This is a genomic window from uncultured Tateyamaria sp., from assembly GCF_947503385.1.
GTDB lineage: Bacteria > Pseudomonadota > Alphaproteobacteria > Rhodobacterales > Rhodobacteraceae > Tateyamaria.
This window is the reverse complement of record NZ_CANNDO010000001.1, coordinates 1,163,859-1,177,043: the sequence shown is the minus strand read 5'-3', so window position 1 is coordinate 1,177,043 and position 13,185 is coordinate 1,163,859. Positions and strand designations below refer to the sequence as shown.

Below are 13,185 nucleotides of genomic sequence, written 5' to 3'. Positions count from 1 at the left end.
GGGATGCCCACCTGGCGGCCCAGCAGGATGTGCTCGCGCGTTTGCGGCATCGGGCCGTCGGCGGCGTTCACAACCAGAATCGCGCCGTCCATCTGGGCGGCACCGGTGATCATGTTCTTGACGTAGTCGGCGTGGCCGGGGCAGTCGACGTGGGCGTAGTGACGCGCGTCGGTCTCGTATTCCACGTGCGCGGTCGAGATGGTGATCCCGCGCGCTTTTTCTTCGGGCGCGCCGTCAATCTGGTCATAGGCCTGGAAGTCACCGAAATACTTCGTGATCGCCGCCGTCAGCGTCGTCTTGCCGTGGTCAACGTGACCAATCGTGCCAATGTTTACGTGCGGCTTCGTACGTTCAAACTTTTCCTTTGCCATCTTGTCAGACGCCCTTTTTCAGTTGTGGACCTGCTGAGGCCCGGATTCACTCCGCGCGGCATGTATTGCCATTGCAGGGGAAAATCAAGCGTCGATGGCAGGGACAGAGCGGGCATTGAGCAGGCGCTGTACCGCGACGGCAAAACCCAGCACCGTCTGACGATAATCGTCCGTTGGCGAGGGGCTGGTGGCCACGCCGATTACCCCGGGCAGCCGCAGCGTTTCCGAGGTGCCCACCACCGGCGTGGGGCCGAACATCACCGCACCCGTGCGGGCGTCATGCGCAGTCAGGATACCTGCAATCCGGCTGGGACCGCCAAAGGCAAAGGCCGCGCCGCGCGACGTCAACCGGACGCTGGTCAGGTCCAACGTGATGTCGGCTATCACAGCACCATCCGCGGTCTGCCTCAATTGTTGCGCAAGCGCCTGAGCGATGTCCTGTCCAACCCGCGCGGGCGACAGGGCAACGGTACGCCCCTCAACGGCGGCAAAACCAGAAACGTCTACACGTACGGTATTGGCAGCAATTGGTGCCTGCGCCTCGGGGCTGTCCGCCACTGGTGCATCGCACGCCCCCAACACACACATCAGAACGAGGGCAGCGCACCCAGTTGCAAACGCGCGCAGCCACCCGCGATCAACATCGCGATTATCCCGCGCTGGCATCAGCTGCCGGATCCTCAGCGTCTGCCGCCACAGCGGCGGGATCCGGCATAAACCAGCCCTCTTCCTTCATCTGCCGCACAAGGTAGCGTTCGACCGATTTGGCGGCGTTCTGGCTCAGTTGCAGAAGCTGTTCTTCGGCGGACAGGGTGTAACCCGATCCGATAATCGTGCCCGTGCCGAACGTCTCAAGCACTGTGATCTGTTTCGGTTCTTCGTTGAGTTTCTTGCCTGCTGCGTCGTCCCAGACGGTAAGGTTCAGGATCAACGCCGATTTCGGAGACACCACCAGCGGCACGCCCGGCACAGCAAGCACATAGCCTTCGACCGATATACCGAAATGATAGCGGCTTGCCCCGTCATAGCGATCAAACCGTTCAGCAATTGCGTTGCGCACGGTCTCGATCAAATCTTCGTCCGTGGCGGGCCGACTGAACGGGCCGCGCTGCGCATTGGGGGCTACGACAATGTTGTGCGTCAGACTGAAATCACCAAGCGGGACCGGTGGTTGATCCAGATCTGCGTTGCCGGCACAGGCTCCTAGCGTCAGCACCATCATCATGGCGGCAAGCAATCGCGTCATCGTATACCCTACATCCCGTTTGTCCTTGTCGACGGATAGACTAGCGTAAGGCGCCGTGCAATTGCCACCGCAGGGCAAGCAGGCCAAAATGCCCATGATCAGGAGGCACCTATGCCCACGGCCCCAATTGCGCCCCGCACACCCGTACGCGTTGCCCTTGGCACCAAACCGCTGGGTATCTGGCAAAGCCTGCGCGCGGTGCGTCAGAATGTGCTGGCCATTGTGCCAGAAGCCGCCACACGCCTGCCGATCCTGTCCGGCCAAACCGGCAAGCGCTGGCATATGGTGATGGACCCCGATCTGATCGGCCTCATGCTGCGGGACCGGTTGGACATTTATCCCAAGTCTGTGGTGACCAAAACCTTGTTGCGGCCCGCCATCGGCGAGTCGCTGTTCGTGGCCGAAGGGGCCGACTGGCGCTGGCAGCGGCGCACCGCAGCGCCCGCGTTCAGTCACCGCAACGTCACGGCGCTTGGGCCTGTCATGTCGGAGGCTGCGGGACGGTGTGCAGATCGGATCGGCGCCGCGCAAGGGCCAGTCAATATGCTGGACGAGATGGTCACAACGACCTTTGATGTGATCGGAGAGGTGACATTTTCAGGCAAGGAGCTGATTGACCGCGCAGCCATCCATGACGCCATTGAGGATTATCTCACCGAGGCGGCCCGCATCTCCTTTTTCGACATCATGGGTGCACCCGCTTGGGTGCCCCGTCCGGGGCGGGCTTTTGCGCGGCAAACCATAGTAAAGACCCGCGCGCTGGCAGACCGCGCCATTGAGGCGCGGCGGCGTGAGGGGCCTCGCACCACGCCCGACCTTCTGGACCTGCTCATGGCCGGAGAGGACCCCGACACCGGTCAATTTATGACCACGTCCGAACTGCGCGACAACCTTTTGACCTTTATCGTGGCAGGCCATGAAACCACGGCGCTGTCTCTGGCATGGGCCATGTATCTTGTGGCGTTCGACACCAATGTGCAGGACCGCGCCCGCGCCGAAGCGCAAGGCGTTCTGCAAGGCCGAACCGCCGCAGCGAGCGACCTGCCCAAACTGCCCTATATCCGCGCGATCCTTGATGAGGCGCTGCGCCTTTACCCGCCTGCCGGGCTGGTGTCGCGCACGGCCATGGCACAGGATGTTTTGGGCGACGTGGACATTCGCAAAGGCGATACTGTGATGATCCCGATCTATGCGCTGCACCGTTCGCATCTGTTGTGGGACAATCCCGATGCGTTCGATCCAGACCGGTTTTTGGATCGCAGGGCGATCCGCCGCTTTGCCTACCTGCCTTTTGGCGACGGGCCGCGCATCTGCATCGGTGCCAGCTTTGCCCTGCAAGAAGCAGTGCTGATCCTCGCCACCCTGCTCAGCCGATTGCGGTTCCACACGGTGCCCGGACATGCGCCCGACCCAGTGATGATCTTGACCCTGCGGCCCGAAGGCGGGGTGTGGCTGACCGCCGAAGCCGCGCAGTGAAATGGGCGTAAATGCAAACGGCCCCGCCGATCAGGCGAGGCCGTTGCAGATAAGGTTTTCAAACGCGCTCAGTGCAGCTTGGCGTCAACCTGCGCGATGGCGTCATCGATCAGTTGATTGCCGCTGTCTGCGGTCATCTGCTTGGCGATTACGTCTTTGGCAGCCTGGACAGCCACAACAGCCGCCGTGTCCCGCACCTCTTTGACCGCACCGGCCTCGGCAGAGGCGATCTGGTCTTCGGCAGCAGCCAACCGGCGCGCGATTGACACCTTCAACTCTTCGCGGGCCTGATCTGCTGCTGCTTCGGCGTCAACCTTGGCCTGCGCGACGATCTTGTCGGCCTGTGCCTGAACGTCCTGCTGCTTGCGTTCGTATGAGGCGAGCAATGTCTGCGCCTCTTCGCGCAGCGACCGCGCTTCGTCAATGTCAGCCTGAATGCCCGCTGCGCGGTCATCCAGCATCTTGGTGATCATGCCGGGCACTTTGAAGTAGAACAGCACACCAATGAACAGGATAAAGGCGACAAGGACGATAAAGTCCGTGTTGCTGAGCTTCCAGAATTCCGCAGAAAACGGGTTCTTGGACGCGGCGAATGCCGGGCTGGACATCAGCACTGTGGCGGATGCGAGGGTGAGATACCGCATGATCTTAACCTTTCATCCGTGCGTTGACGGCAGCGGTGATGCTGCGCGCGTCCGCTTTGCCACCCATCAGGGCAACAATATCCTTGGCAGCGTCAGCAGCCACTTCCTTGATTGCCTCCTGCGCGCCTGCGCGAATGTCGCCAATTGCTTTTTCGCTTTCGGCCGCCTTGGCGGAAATCTCTGCATCGGCTTTGGCGATGGCGGCATCCAGATCGCCCTGAATGGCGGCCCGCGTCTCGCCCGCGATCCTCTGGGCTTCGGCCCGCGCATCCGCCAGCGCCTTGTCATAGGCGGCTTCGGCCTCGGACGCCCGCGCCTTGAGATCTTCAGCGGCGGCGAGGTCGTTTGTGATGGTTCCCTGCCGTTCGGCTAGGATGCCCGCGATGCGGGGCAGCGCCACGCGCGACAGCACGAAATAGATCACGACCAAAGCGATGAGCAGCCAGAAAATCTGGTTGCCGAAGGTCGTGACGTCCAGCTGTGGCATACCGGGGCCTGCGGCCTCGGCTGCGGATGTTGTTTCGGTTGCCATGTCGGTCGTTCCCCTGAGTGGACCCTAGAGCCAGGGTCGAAATGCGAGCCGTTACACCGGGCAGCGTGACCGTATCACGCCGCCCGACCGTAAGGAATGCGTCTCAGAAGTGACTTAGACGGCGAACATCAGCAGCAGAGCGACGAGGAACGAGAAGATCCCCAGCGCTTCTGCAAAGGCGATGCCGATGAACAGTGTCGCGGTCTGGCCGGCTGCGGCTGATGGGTTGCGCAATGCGCCGGCAAGAAAGTTGCCAGCCACGTGGCCCACACCGATTGCGGCTGCGCCGGAACCGATTGCTGCGAGGCCTGCGCCGATATGTGCGAGTTCACCTTCCATGAGAATTCTCCTTACGATTGGAAGTTTACGTAGGCCGGGCTTCAGCCCGGCTTTTGTTAGTGATGCGGGTGCAATGCGTCCTTGAGGTACACGCATGTGAGGATCGTGAAGACGTAGGCCTGGATGGCCGACACCAGCACTTCAAGCCCGTAGATCGCCATCACACCGATGATCGCCAAGGGCGCAATGGCTGCCACTTGCGCAAATCCTGCGAACACTTTGAGAACCGCGTGGCCCGCCATCATGTTGCCCGCCAGACGAATGGAGTGGCTGACCGGACGCACGAAATACGAAATGATCTCGATAATGGCCAGAATCGGACGCAACGCCAGTGGCGCACTCGACACCCAGAACAAGCTCAGGAAAGACGCACCATTCTTGACGAAACCCAATACCGTGACGGCGATAAACACGCCAAAGCCCAGTATCGCGGTCACAGCAATATGCGAGGTTGTGGTGAACGACATCGGGATGAGGCCGAGGAAGTTGGCGCAAAGGATGAACATGAACAGCGTCATGATGTAGGGAAAATATTTAATCCCGTCTTTGCCCGTCACATCCTCGACCATCTTGTAAACAAAGCCATACAGCAGTTCAGCGATGGATTGACCCCGGCCCGGCACAACAGCGCGCTTGGAGGTAGTCAGAACCATCAATGCGATGACCGCCAGCACGGCCATGACCAGCCAGAAGGTCACATTGGTCAGCGTGAACGTCCCGATCTCACCGCCAAACAGCGATTTGACCTCGAACTGGTCCATGGGCTTAAAGCTTAGGCCACCGCCTGCTTTTGCATCATCTGCCATCCGGCTCTCTCCGTCACGGCGACCCGTTCGGGTCGCGATCCTCTGCGGCGTCTGCCGCTTCCCGTTCTCTCTGAACCTCTTGCGCGCTGCGCATCATCGTTTTGATGCCGGCCGCGAAGCCCAGAAAGATAAATATGATCATCAGAAACGGAGAGGTGCCAAACAGCGCATCCAACCCGTACCCGACCCCAAACCCAATCCCCAGACCGGCCACCAGCTCAATCACCATACGCCAGGCCAGTTGCGCCTGAGAGTGAGGATCCGGTGTGCGGGGTTTCGGGGCGTGGACCTCTTTTGCAGCGTCAATGCGGGCCTGAAGGGCCTGCAATCTGTCGCTGTCTTCCGGGTCGGTCACGCACCTCTGTCCCACGTTTTGGCTTGCGGTTGGGATATGCCGTGCGTCCGGATGAGTCAACGCGCGGGCAACACTCGTGTACCGCGCGATAAGCCACTCATTTTGCAACGTTTTTTCGAACAGGACGCAAGCAGGACAACCGGTCGCACCCGGCCCATTCGGTCGCAACGGCCAAAAGGCCATATTCAACCATTTGGTTGACGATTGTCGCGCAAGGCGCGCAAGCCGGAGGCATTGGGCGCTGTTGGTGCTTCGCGACAAGTGGCAGCCAGCTGCGCCAATGCGCCATCACCGTCCCGGCACAGGCCGACACAAGCGGACCCGCAAACATGCCAGTGTCCCGATCCTCACGTAGCGCGATTGCAATTCCTGTTCCGCCCGTCTTGCCCGGCTGAACAGGCGGCACAATAGCATATCGATTTGACGCTCACCCACTGCGCAACGCCGTCGTGTGGTCCAGCAACCATGCCCGCACGGACCGCACAGCCTTGCGTCGTCCGGCCTGCCCGCTGGTCAGCAAATGAAACGACCCCTGCCGAAAGCCCACATCCGACACCCGCACCAGCCGACCCGCAGTCTCGTCCAGATGCGTGACGTCCGATGCACCAAGGTAGACGCCGGCCCCGTGCACCGCCATCTCCAACGCCAAGGCCGCCCGCATCCGCCAAGGCGGGTCCGGCACGTCCACGTCAAAGCCCGCATGGGCCGTCCAATCTATCCAGATGTTTGGGCCCCGATCCCGCAACAGTGGCACTTCTGTCAAGTGCTCCGGGCGCAAAACATCATCCCTGAGGTAACCCGGCGCCGCAAACGGATAGATCGGCGCGTCGCTCAGCAAATCCGAAGGCTCGTTCAGCCGTCCCGTCTTTGCATAGCGGATCGCAAGATCCGCCTCGTACCGATCCAGATCGGCCAGGTCGTTCGACCCGACAAGGCGCAACTCTACATCCGGAAGATCGCGCTGAAACTTTGCCATCAACGGCACCACGATCTTGGCGGCAAACACTGGCTCACTGTTGACAACCACACGGCCTGCTGGCGCATCGGCCAAGCCCTCTGTCGCCTCGCCAATCACGTCAAAAGCCGGAGTGATGCGCGCCAGATAATGCGCGCCTTCCGCGGTCAGCGCCACGCCGCGTGACGCATCGCGGAACAGATGCACGCCCAACCGCGCCTCAAGGCCGCGCACGTGACGACTGATCGCAGAATGGCTCACCCCCAGTTCTTCTGCGGCCCGACTAAAGCTCTCATAGCGGGCAGCCGCCTCAAAGGCGCGCAACGCGTTGAGTGGGGGCAACGTGCGGGACATGGTGCACTTGTGCATAAATTGCACAAGTGATGTCAAACAACTCTGTTTGTGACAAGCGCAGTTTTGCATCAAAATCGGGCAGCACCTCAACAAACGAGGCCCACCATGCTTCTCACCCGTCACAACGCGCTCCTGCGCGCCCTCTCCACTTGTGCCAAAATCTGGCAGCAGCGGCACAAGCCCAAATCAATCAAAGGGTCCGCATTGCCGCCGATGACGCCGCATATCGCGCGCGACATAGGCCTGACGCCGCATGAACAGGAACTGATGTCCCACCATTGGCCGTCCCGCGACAGCCGTCACCCGTTCCTCTGACGCGGCGGCCCTGCTATGACGCTGGCATGGCCGATCCACTCGACACAACATTCCAAGCGCTTGCTGATCCAACCCGTCGGGCGATCCTGACCATGTTGCTTGAGGATGACATGGCCGTAACGGATGTCGCCGAACCGTTCGACATGTCATTGGCCGCAATCTCAAAGCACCTGACGATCCTGACCCGCGCCGGGCTGATCCAGCAAGAAAAGCGTGGTCGCGTAAAGTGGTGCAAACTGGACCCCGATGCGCTCAAGGCCGCGTCCGTGTGGATGCAGGGCTTCGGTCAGTTTGAGCCGGTCAACCTCGACGCTTTCGAACGTTTCCTTGCCGCTGAATTGCCGCCCGACCCGTAGACCCCGGGTCGGTGGGTGGGCGCCTTTTGACCCGCATAGGGGCAAAACAGAGCACCCGCCGACCTCACTCTTCGCGCAACAGCAGCGCAAGGGCCAGTACGGTCAGCCCAACCCCGATCCAGATCAACGCCCCGGGCACCCCGTTGCCCATCGCCACTTCCCACAGGATCACCCAACTGGGTGTAAGGTAGGTGTAGGCCATCACCTTGGCCGATGGCAGCCGCAGCGTCGCAAACTGCAACAGCACAAAGGTCGAGGCCGATGCAAATATGGCGATGTAGATCAGTGTCACCCAGACGATGCCCGGCAGGGCCACCCACGGCGTGGCCAGCAGATCGTGCCAGCCGAACACGGTCAGAAACACCGCCCCAGCCAGCAACACCCCCAAGGTGAACACCAACGGGCTTTCGCCCCGGTTCAGCTTGCGCACCATCGGCGTGTAAATGGCGTGGCTCACACAGCCAAAGAAATAGATCACCTCGCCCCGCCCCACCTCAAATGCCATCAGGGCTGACCAGTCCGCCCGAAAGATCACCCAAAGGGCCCCTGCCGCCCCGATGGACAGCGCCAGCGCCATGCGCGGCGTCGTCACCTGCCGCAGCAGCACCCAGCCAAACGCCCCCGCCATCACAGGCGTCAAGGTGAACACAGCCGCTGCGCTCACAGGCGGCGCGGTTTTGAGCCCCTCGAACATCAGATAAAAATAGATGCCGAACAGCACGCCCAGCACCGCATAGCGCCACGGCGCGCGCAGGGCGGCACGCGGCGCACCGCCTGTTGCAACCACCACCGCGCCGATGATGCACGCCGCCAACCAGAACCGTGCCGCGTTTAAGGCGGCCGGTGCAATCTCATTCGCGGCCTGTGCGCCCAGCGAAAACGACCCCGCAACCAACGCCGAGAACAGCAGCATCGCGGCATGGCCTTGCAGCGACGGCGTCACAGAACGTGCCAGCTCTTGGACCGTTCCTTGAGGAAGCTCAGAAAGGCCTGCACCTTGTTTGTACGGTGCAAATCCACATGTGTCACAAGCCACAGTGGCGATGACCAATCCTCCTGCGGGGTCAGGATTTCGACCAGATCGTCGTTCGCCCGCGCCTCCATCACCGGCAGAAAGCCGATGCCCGCACCTGCCAGAACCGCCTGTTCCAGCGCGCGCACGTCCGTCGAGCGGAAGGTGATCGCGTCCTCGGGCGCGTGCGCCCGCAGCCAGCGATTGAAGGGTGCGCGATTGTCCTCGTCGTCATTGCAGATGAACCGGTGACCGCTCAGGTCTTTGTGGATGTCACCGGGCTGGCCGTACCGCTCGACATAGCCCCGCGTCGCATACAGTCCGACAGACTGGCGCACAAATGGCTGGACCACATTATCCGGCTGGTCTGGCGCGTTGCCTGCACGGATCGCCACATGCGCCTCGCCATATTCCAGCCGGAACAGGCGCTCGCCCGTCAGATAGCGGACAATCACGTCCGGGTGCTCCAGTTGAAAATCAGTCAGCACCGGCGCCATGCGCGGCGCAAGGTTGACCAGCGATGTGACAACCAATTCTCCGGACACTTCGTTGCCGCGGCCCTTGATGCGGCCCGCCAACTGGCTGAACTGGTCGTCCGTGGCCTGTGCCACGCGGAACAGGTCATCGCCCGCCTCGGTTGGGGTGTAGCCCCGTGCGTGTCGCTGAAACAGCTTTACCCCCAACCGGGTCTCCAGTGCATCGATATGGCGGATCACCGTAGCGTGGTGCACGCCCAACACATCCGCTGCGCCGCTGACCGTGCCCATGCGGGCCACTTGGTAGGCCGTCTTGATCTCATCCCAGTTGTCCATGTGCGTCCCTCTGTGCGCCAACAAACAGATACTGTTGATTTACCGGCGTTGCGTTCGAAAACGCAAGTCTCAAATATCTCACCACAGCCAAGATAATTTCCGCATTCCCAAGGACCCGACACCATGACCATTCTTCACATCGACAGTTCCGCCCGCGTCGCAGGCTCCGTTACACGCGATCTCACGGCACGGATCGTGGCCAAGCTGGGCGGCGACGTCATCCGCCGCGATCTCAAAGACGCTCTGCCCCAGATCACCGAAGCCTGGGTTGGCGCAAACTTCACCCCCGCTGACGAACGCGATGATGTCCAGCGCGACCTGCTGGCACTTTCCGATAGACTGGTCGAAGAACTCAAAGCGGCTGACACAATCGTCATCGGCCTTCCGCTGTATAACTTTGGGGTTCCGGCAGCCCTCAAGGCGTGGATCGACCTGATCGCGCGGGCCGGTGTCACGTTCCGCTATACCGAGAATGGCCCCGTCGGACTGTTGAACGGCAAACGTGCGATCCTTGCCGTGTCGACCGGCGGCGTGCCAGTGGGCAGCGATGTGGATTTTGCCACCGCTTATATGCGGCAGGTGCTGGGTTTTGTCGGCATTACGGATGTCGAACTCGTCGCCGCGGACCAAGTTGTGGCCAATGGCGCGTCTGCCATTGCCGCGGCACACACGGCCATCGACCGCCTCGCCGCCTGATCTTTCCGACGGCTCAAAGACTATGCCCCCCGGTTCCAGACACCGGGGGGCTTCGCGCAGCCGCCTCCGGCCCCGCTGGACGGCACCCGGCCCCTCCCGTTACGCTGGTGCTATGACGATCGTGCGCAATCTGCCCGGCCAGTTGATCCTGGCCCATGCGCCCTGGCTCACCGGGGCGGCGCTGATCATCTGCATCATTGCGTGCGCCTCTGCCGGTTTGGCGCTGCTCTTTGCAGGTCAACTGGCGGGGCTGCTGACCGTGCTGGTCGGTGCAGCCATCCCGTTGAGCATTTTTGCGTTGGCGGTGAAACGCGATCAGGCGATTTTTGACGGCATAGCAGGCACTGTCACCTTGCAGCGGCGCACGCTTTTTGCCTATCGCTGCGCCGTCCATCCCCTGCACATCGTGCGCCGCGCCGAGATCGAAGAACTGTCCGACACCACCCGGCCGACGCTGACTTTCCACGACCGCACTCCGCCTTACCCACTGGTCGAAGCGTTTTCCACCAGTGCCGCCACCGCGCGTGCAACAGAGACCATCAACGACTGGCTGCGCACCGCGCGCCGACAAGAGGCGTCATGAAAATCAAACGCGAAACCGACTCACAACTGATCTTTGAACGCAAACCGTGGCTGATGAGTTTGGTCCTGGTCGTGATGATCATAGCCTCCAGCGGCATGGGCTTGTTGTTTGTCAGCATTGGGTTTGCGCAGGGCGTGATGCTGTTTGTGTTCATGGGCGCATTGATCCCCATCGTGGCCATCGTGATGTGCACCATCGCGATGCGCCTTTTCATCCGGCGCACCCAAGTCATCTTTGACCGCGCGACAGGCACCATTACGTTCCGCACCCGCGACATGCGCGGTTACACCGAAGTGGTACACGACCTAGCCCATCTCGATCACGCCGTGCTGAAAACATCGCAGTCCCGCGACGGTGATCCCATGTCAAAAGCCGTGATTGTCCTGTCCGGAGGCATGAGCGCGGGCGAACACCCGCTGACCAATGTCAGCACAAACGGGACAGGTCCCCGCAACGCGGTGAATGCCATCAATCGCTGGATCGGAAAGGGCAAAGACGCTTAATCGCGCAGGACGCGCCAGCCGATCTCGTTCAGCAATTCCTCGACATCAAGGTTGCCGCCCTTTTCCGCCAGTTCGGGGTTCATCGTCAGCATCGACAGCCCGTGCACGAAACTCCACAGCATGAACGACCGCTGTTTGACTTTGTCCGTCACGCCCGGTTCGCCAAGTATCTTGGCCACCTCATGCTGCACAATGTCGTAGGTGTCCTGCCCCAAATCCTCGACTTCGGGCAAATGCGGGTCCGGGTTCTGCCCAAAGCGCAACAGAAAGATGCCCGGCTCCCGCTGAGCGAATCCGACATAGTTCCGCCCCAACGCACGGATACGGTCCAGCGATCCTTCGGGGTATGGCTGCACTGCGGCCAACATCTCGTGTTTGTGCCGGTCCATGCTTTCCAGCATGACCGCATTGATCATTTCGCCCTTGTTTTTGAAGTGTTTGTAGGGCGCCGCTGTCGACACACCTGCACGTCGGCACGCATCAGAGACGGAAAAATGGTCGATGCCCTTTTCTTCGATCAATTGCCGCGTCGCCTCGACCAACGCGGCGCGCAGGTCACCGTGGTGATAGGTGGTTTTTTCTGATTTCACTGTCTTGGCCATGTCTGCTGCCCGGCTTACCGCACTTTTTTCCCTTGTCAAAGTTAGAGCCACTTACATATGTAAGAGACGCTAACTTTGACAGGTGTCATCATGCCTCGCCCTTCCATTTTCCGACGCGCCGTCCGGTTTGTTTTCATTTTGACCACCACTGCCGCTGTGATTGCGGGCGCGGGGTACGCCGTGCAGACCGGATCTAGCCTGCTGGCCGCGCGCGCAGCTGACGCGCCGCCGCCAGACCCGGCGCCGCTGATCGCAGTGAGTGTGCGCATGTTGGCCGAGGAACAAGGGTATTCCGTGCCGCGCAGCTTTGTCGGACAGGTCGAGCCGCGCAAGACCGTGGCGCTGTCCTTTGAACTGGCCGGGCGTCTTGATGCTGTGCTGGTGGACGAAGGCGACACCGTGCAACAGGGCCAGTTGATTGCGCGGCAGGACATCGACCTGCTGCGCGCCGACCGCACCCGCCAACAAGCCGCGCGCAAAGCAGTCGAAGCGCAACTGGCCTTTGCCCTGCAAACCGTCGAACGCAGCGAAGCGCTGCGCGACCGCGGCTTTGCCAGCCAAGAACGGCTGGATCAGTCCATGGCCACCCGCGACGAACTGAACGCCCGCATCAGCGAGATTGACGCCGCCCTGACTTCTATCGACATCCAGCTGCAAAAGGCGCAGTTGTTTGCCCCCTTTGACGGGCGCATCACGCGCCGCGTGCTGGACGGGGGCGAGGCCGTCGGCGCCGGTCAGGTGCTGGTCGAAGTGGTCGAAACCGGCGTGCCGCAGATCCGCGTGGGCCTGCCGCTGAGCATTGATGAAGGGTCCCTCGCTACAGCGCGCATCCGCGTGAACGGCACCTCTTATGCGGCCTCTCTTGCCTCGTTCCGACCTGACGTTGATCCTGTGACACGGACCCGCACCGCGCTCTTTGATATCGAGGCGGACACGCCGCTTGCACTTGGACAGACCGCCCGGCTCGAATTGACCAGCACTGTGTCCGAAAGGGGCACATGGGTGCCCTTGCGCAGCCTCAAGGAAGGCGACAAGGGTCAGTGGACCCTCCTTGTCGTCGATGCCGAAAATGTCGTGCGGCGGGCGAGCGTACTGGTCATCCACGCAACCTCTGACAAAGCATATGTGCAGGGGTCTTTCCCGCCCGGCACCCGCATGATCGAGGAAGGACCACAGCGCGTCACGCTTGGACAGACCGTCCAGATCGCCGAAACGCTGTAAAGGGCCA

The 13,185-nt window shown here is 61.4% G+C and carries 19 protein-coding genes; 7 read left to right on the top strand and 12 right to left on the bottom strand.

The features are described 5' to 3' along the window. The 3 genes from Q1A85_RS05810 to Q1A85_RS05800 form a co-directional block, all read right to left on the bottom strand. A partial coding sequence (locus Q1A85_RS05810; protein WP_299686315.1) for a GTP-binding protein occupies nucleotides 1-371 on the bottom strand: 371 nt, incomplete at its 3' end. An 84-nt stretch (nucleotides 372-455) separates the two neighbouring features. Next, entirely contained in the window at nucleotides 456-959 is a 504-nt protein-coding gene (locus Q1A85_RS05805) for a hypothetical protein (RefSeq protein ID WP_299686313.1), read from the bottom strand. Between the two features lie 61 nt (nucleotides 960-1,020). Then, nucleotides 1,021-1,617 carry a hypothetical protein gene (locus tag Q1A85_RS05800; RefSeq protein WP_299686312.1) on the bottom strand — a complete coding sequence of 199 codons (597 nt, stop codon included), beginning with the start codon at nucleotides 1,615-1,617 and terminating at the stop codon, nucleotides 1,021-1,023. Between the two features lie 111 nt (nucleotides 1,618-1,728). Between Q1A85_RS05800 and Q1A85_RS05795 the strand changes: the two genes are divergently transcribed. After that, nucleotides 1,729-3,093, top strand: coding sequence for a cytochrome P450 (locus tag Q1A85_RS05795; RefSeq protein WP_299686310.1), 1,365 nt, complete (start codon nucleotides 1,729-1,731; stop codon nucleotides 3,091-3,093). Between the two features lie 68 nt (nucleotides 3,094-3,161). Here the strand turns inward: Q1A85_RS05795 and Q1A85_RS05790 are convergent, their stop codons facing one another. From Q1A85_RS05790 to Q1A85_RS05765, 6 genes are all read right to left on the bottom strand, one after another. Beyond that, nucleotides 3,162-3,737, bottom strand: coding sequence for a F0F1 ATP synthase subunit B (locus Q1A85_RS05790; protein ID WP_299686308.1), 576 nt, complete (start codon nucleotides 3,735-3,737; stop codon nucleotides 3,162-3,164). Between the two features lie 4 nt (nucleotides 3,738-3,741). Beyond that, a complete protein-coding gene (locus Q1A85_RS05785) occupies nucleotides 3,742-4,269 on the bottom strand; it encodes a F0F1 ATP synthase subunit B' (protein WP_299686306.1) in 528 nt (175 codons plus the stop codon). 114 nt (nucleotides 4,270-4,383) lie between these two features. Further along, nucleotides 4,384-4,608 carry a F0F1 ATP synthase subunit C gene (locus Q1A85_RS05780; RefSeq protein WP_015496525.1) on the bottom strand — a complete coding sequence of 75 codons (225 nt, stop codon included), beginning with the start codon at nucleotides 4,606-4,608 and terminating at the stop codon, nucleotides 4,384-4,386. A gap of 56 nt (nucleotides 4,609-4,664) precedes the next feature. Next, a complete protein-coding gene (locus Q1A85_RS05775) occupies nucleotides 4,665-5,414 on the bottom strand; it encodes a F0F1 ATP synthase subunit A (RefSeq protein WP_299686304.1) in 750 nt (249 codons plus the stop codon). A gap of 13 nt (nucleotides 5,415-5,427) precedes the next feature. Then, on the bottom strand, nucleotides 5,428-5,769 hold the full coding sequence (locus Q1A85_RS05770) for an AtpZ/AtpI family protein (protein WP_299686302.1): 342 nt from the start codon (nucleotides 5,767-5,769) through the stop codon (nucleotides 5,428-5,430). Between the two features lie 427 nt (nucleotides 5,770-6,196). Next, complete coding sequence (locus Q1A85_RS05765) at nucleotides 6,197-7,078, bottom strand: LysR family transcriptional regulator (protein WP_299686300.1); 882 nt, start codon at nucleotides 7,076-7,078, stop codon at nucleotides 6,197-6,199. Between the two features lie 105 nt (nucleotides 7,079-7,183). On the opposite strand from Q1A85_RS05765, the gene Q1A85_RS05760 reads away from it, so the two are divergent. Then, a complete protein-coding gene (locus Q1A85_RS05760; protein WP_299686298.1) occupies nucleotides 7,184-7,393 on the top strand; it encodes a hypothetical protein in 210 nt (69 codons plus the stop codon). Nucleotides 7,394-7,419: 26 nt separating this feature from the next. Further along, entirely contained in the window at nucleotides 7,420-7,749 is a 330-nt protein-coding gene (locus Q1A85_RS05755) for a metalloregulator ArsR/SmtB family transcription factor (protein WP_299686296.1), read from the top strand. Nucleotides 7,750-7,813: 64 nt separating this feature from the next. Here the strand turns inward: Q1A85_RS05755 and Q1A85_RS05750 are convergent, their stop codons facing one another. Both Q1A85_RS05750 and Q1A85_RS05745 read right to left on the bottom strand, forming a co-directional pair. After that, entirely contained in the window at nucleotides 7,814-8,692 is an 879-nt protein-coding gene (locus Q1A85_RS05750; protein WP_299686294.1) for a DMT family transporter, read from the bottom strand. After that, on the bottom strand, nucleotides 8,689-9,573 hold the full coding sequence (locus tag Q1A85_RS05745; RefSeq protein ID WP_299686292.1) for a LysR family transcriptional regulator: 885 nt from the start codon (nucleotides 9,571-9,573) through the stop codon (nucleotides 8,689-8,691). The genes Q1A85_RS05750 and Q1A85_RS05745 overlap by 4 nt, the downstream gene beginning before the upstream one ends. 123 nt (nucleotides 9,574-9,696) lie before the next feature. On the opposite strand from Q1A85_RS05745, the gene Q1A85_RS05740 reads away from it, so the two are divergent. From Q1A85_RS05740 to Q1A85_RS05730, 3 genes are all read left to right on the top strand, one after another. Beyond that, on the top strand, nucleotides 9,697-10,269 hold the full coding sequence (locus tag Q1A85_RS05740; protein WP_299686290.1) for an NAD(P)H-dependent oxidoreductase: 573 nt from the start codon (nucleotides 9,697-9,699) through the stop codon (nucleotides 10,267-10,269). Nucleotides 10,270-10,381: 112 nt separating this feature from the next. Continuing rightward, nucleotides 10,382-10,852 carry a hypothetical protein gene (locus tag Q1A85_RS05735; protein WP_299686288.1) on the top strand — a complete coding sequence of 157 codons (471 nt, stop codon included), beginning with the start codon at nucleotides 10,382-10,384 and terminating at the stop codon, nucleotides 10,850-10,852. Next, nucleotides 10,849-11,355 carry a hypothetical protein gene (locus Q1A85_RS05730; RefSeq protein WP_299686286.1) on the top strand — a complete coding sequence of 169 codons (507 nt, stop codon included), beginning with the start codon at nucleotides 10,849-10,851 and terminating at the stop codon, nucleotides 11,353-11,355. The genes Q1A85_RS05735 and Q1A85_RS05730 overlap by 4 nt, the downstream gene beginning before the upstream one ends. Here Q1A85_RS05730 and Q1A85_RS05725 read toward each other — a convergent pair. Further along, nucleotides 11,352-11,957, bottom strand: a complete 606-nt coding sequence (locus Q1A85_RS05725) for a TetR/AcrR family transcriptional regulator (RefSeq protein WP_299686284.1) — start codon at nucleotides 11,955-11,957, stop codon at nucleotides 11,352-11,354. The genes Q1A85_RS05730 and Q1A85_RS05725 overlap by 4 nt on opposite strands. Nucleotides 11,958-12,095: 138 nt before the next feature. On the opposite strand from Q1A85_RS05725, the gene Q1A85_RS05720 reads away from it, so the two are divergent. Further along, on the top strand, nucleotides 12,096-13,178 hold the full coding sequence (locus Q1A85_RS05720; protein ID WP_299686282.1) for an efflux RND transporter periplasmic adaptor subunit: 1,083 nt from the start codon (nucleotides 12,096-12,098) through the stop codon (nucleotides 13,176-13,178). Nucleotides 13,179-13,185: the final 7 nt, after the last annotated feature.

What these genes read in the sequence shown, in the direction of transcription:
- Q1A85_RS05800 (WP_299686312.1), bottom strand. Translation starts at nt 1,617, where the DNA reads ATGACGCGATTGCTTGCCGCCATGATGATGGTGCTGACGCTAGGAGCC.
- Q1A85_RS05740 (WP_299686290.1), top strand. Translation starts at nt 9,697, where the DNA reads ATGACCATTCTTCACATCGACAGTTCCGCCCGCGTCGCAGGCTCCGTT.
- Q1A85_RS05785 (WP_299686306.1), bottom strand. Translation starts at nt 4,269, where the DNA reads ATGGCAACCGAAACAACATCCGCAGCCGAGGCCGCAGGCCCCGGTATG.
- Q1A85_RS05730 (WP_299686286.1), top strand. Translation starts at nt 10,849, where the DNA reads ATGAAAATCAAACGCGAAACCGACTCACAACTGATCTTTGAACGCAAA.
- Q1A85_RS05805 (WP_299686313.1), bottom strand. Translation starts at nt 959, where the DNA reads ATGTGTGTGTTGGGGGCGTGCGATGCACCAGTGGCGGACAGCCCCGAG.
- Q1A85_RS05775 (WP_299686304.1), bottom strand. Translation starts at nt 5,414, where the DNA reads ATGGCAGATGATGCAAAAGCAGGCGGTGGCCTAAGCTTTAAGCCCATG.
- Q1A85_RS05760 (WP_299686298.1), top strand. Translation starts at nt 7,184, where the DNA reads ATGCTTCTCACCCGTCACAACGCGCTCCTGCGCGCCCTCTCCACTTGT.
- Q1A85_RS05780 (WP_015496525.1), bottom strand. Translation starts at nt 4,608, where the DNA reads ATGGAAGGTGAACTCGCACATATCGGCGCAGGCCTCGCAGCAATCGGT.
- Q1A85_RS05795 (WP_299686310.1), top strand. Translation starts at nt 1,729, where the DNA reads ATGCCCACGGCCCCAATTGCGCCCCGCACACCCGTACGCGTTGCCCTT.
- Q1A85_RS05735 (WP_299686288.1), top strand. Translation starts at nt 10,382, where the DNA reads ATGACGATCGTGCGCAATCTGCCCGGCCAGTTGATCCTGGCCCATGCG.
- Q1A85_RS05725 (WP_299686284.1), bottom strand. Translation starts at nt 11,957, where the DNA reads ATGGCCAAGACAGTGAAATCAGAAAAAACCACCTATCACCACGGTGAC.
- Q1A85_RS05765 (WP_299686300.1), bottom strand. Translation starts at nt 7,078, where the DNA reads ATGTCCCGCACGTTGCCCCCACTCAACGCGTTGCGCGCCTTTGAGGCG.
- Q1A85_RS05745 (WP_299686292.1), bottom strand. Translation starts at nt 9,573, where the DNA reads ATGGACAACTGGGATGAGATCAAGACGGCCTACCAAGTGGCCCGCATG.
- Q1A85_RS05790 (WP_299686308.1), bottom strand. Translation starts at nt 3,737, where the DNA reads ATGCGGTATCTCACCCTCGCATCCGCCACAGTGCTGATGTCCAGCCCG.
- Q1A85_RS05755 (WP_299686296.1), top strand. Translation starts at nt 7,420, where the DNA reads ATGGCCGATCCACTCGACACAACATTCCAAGCGCTTGCTGATCCAACC.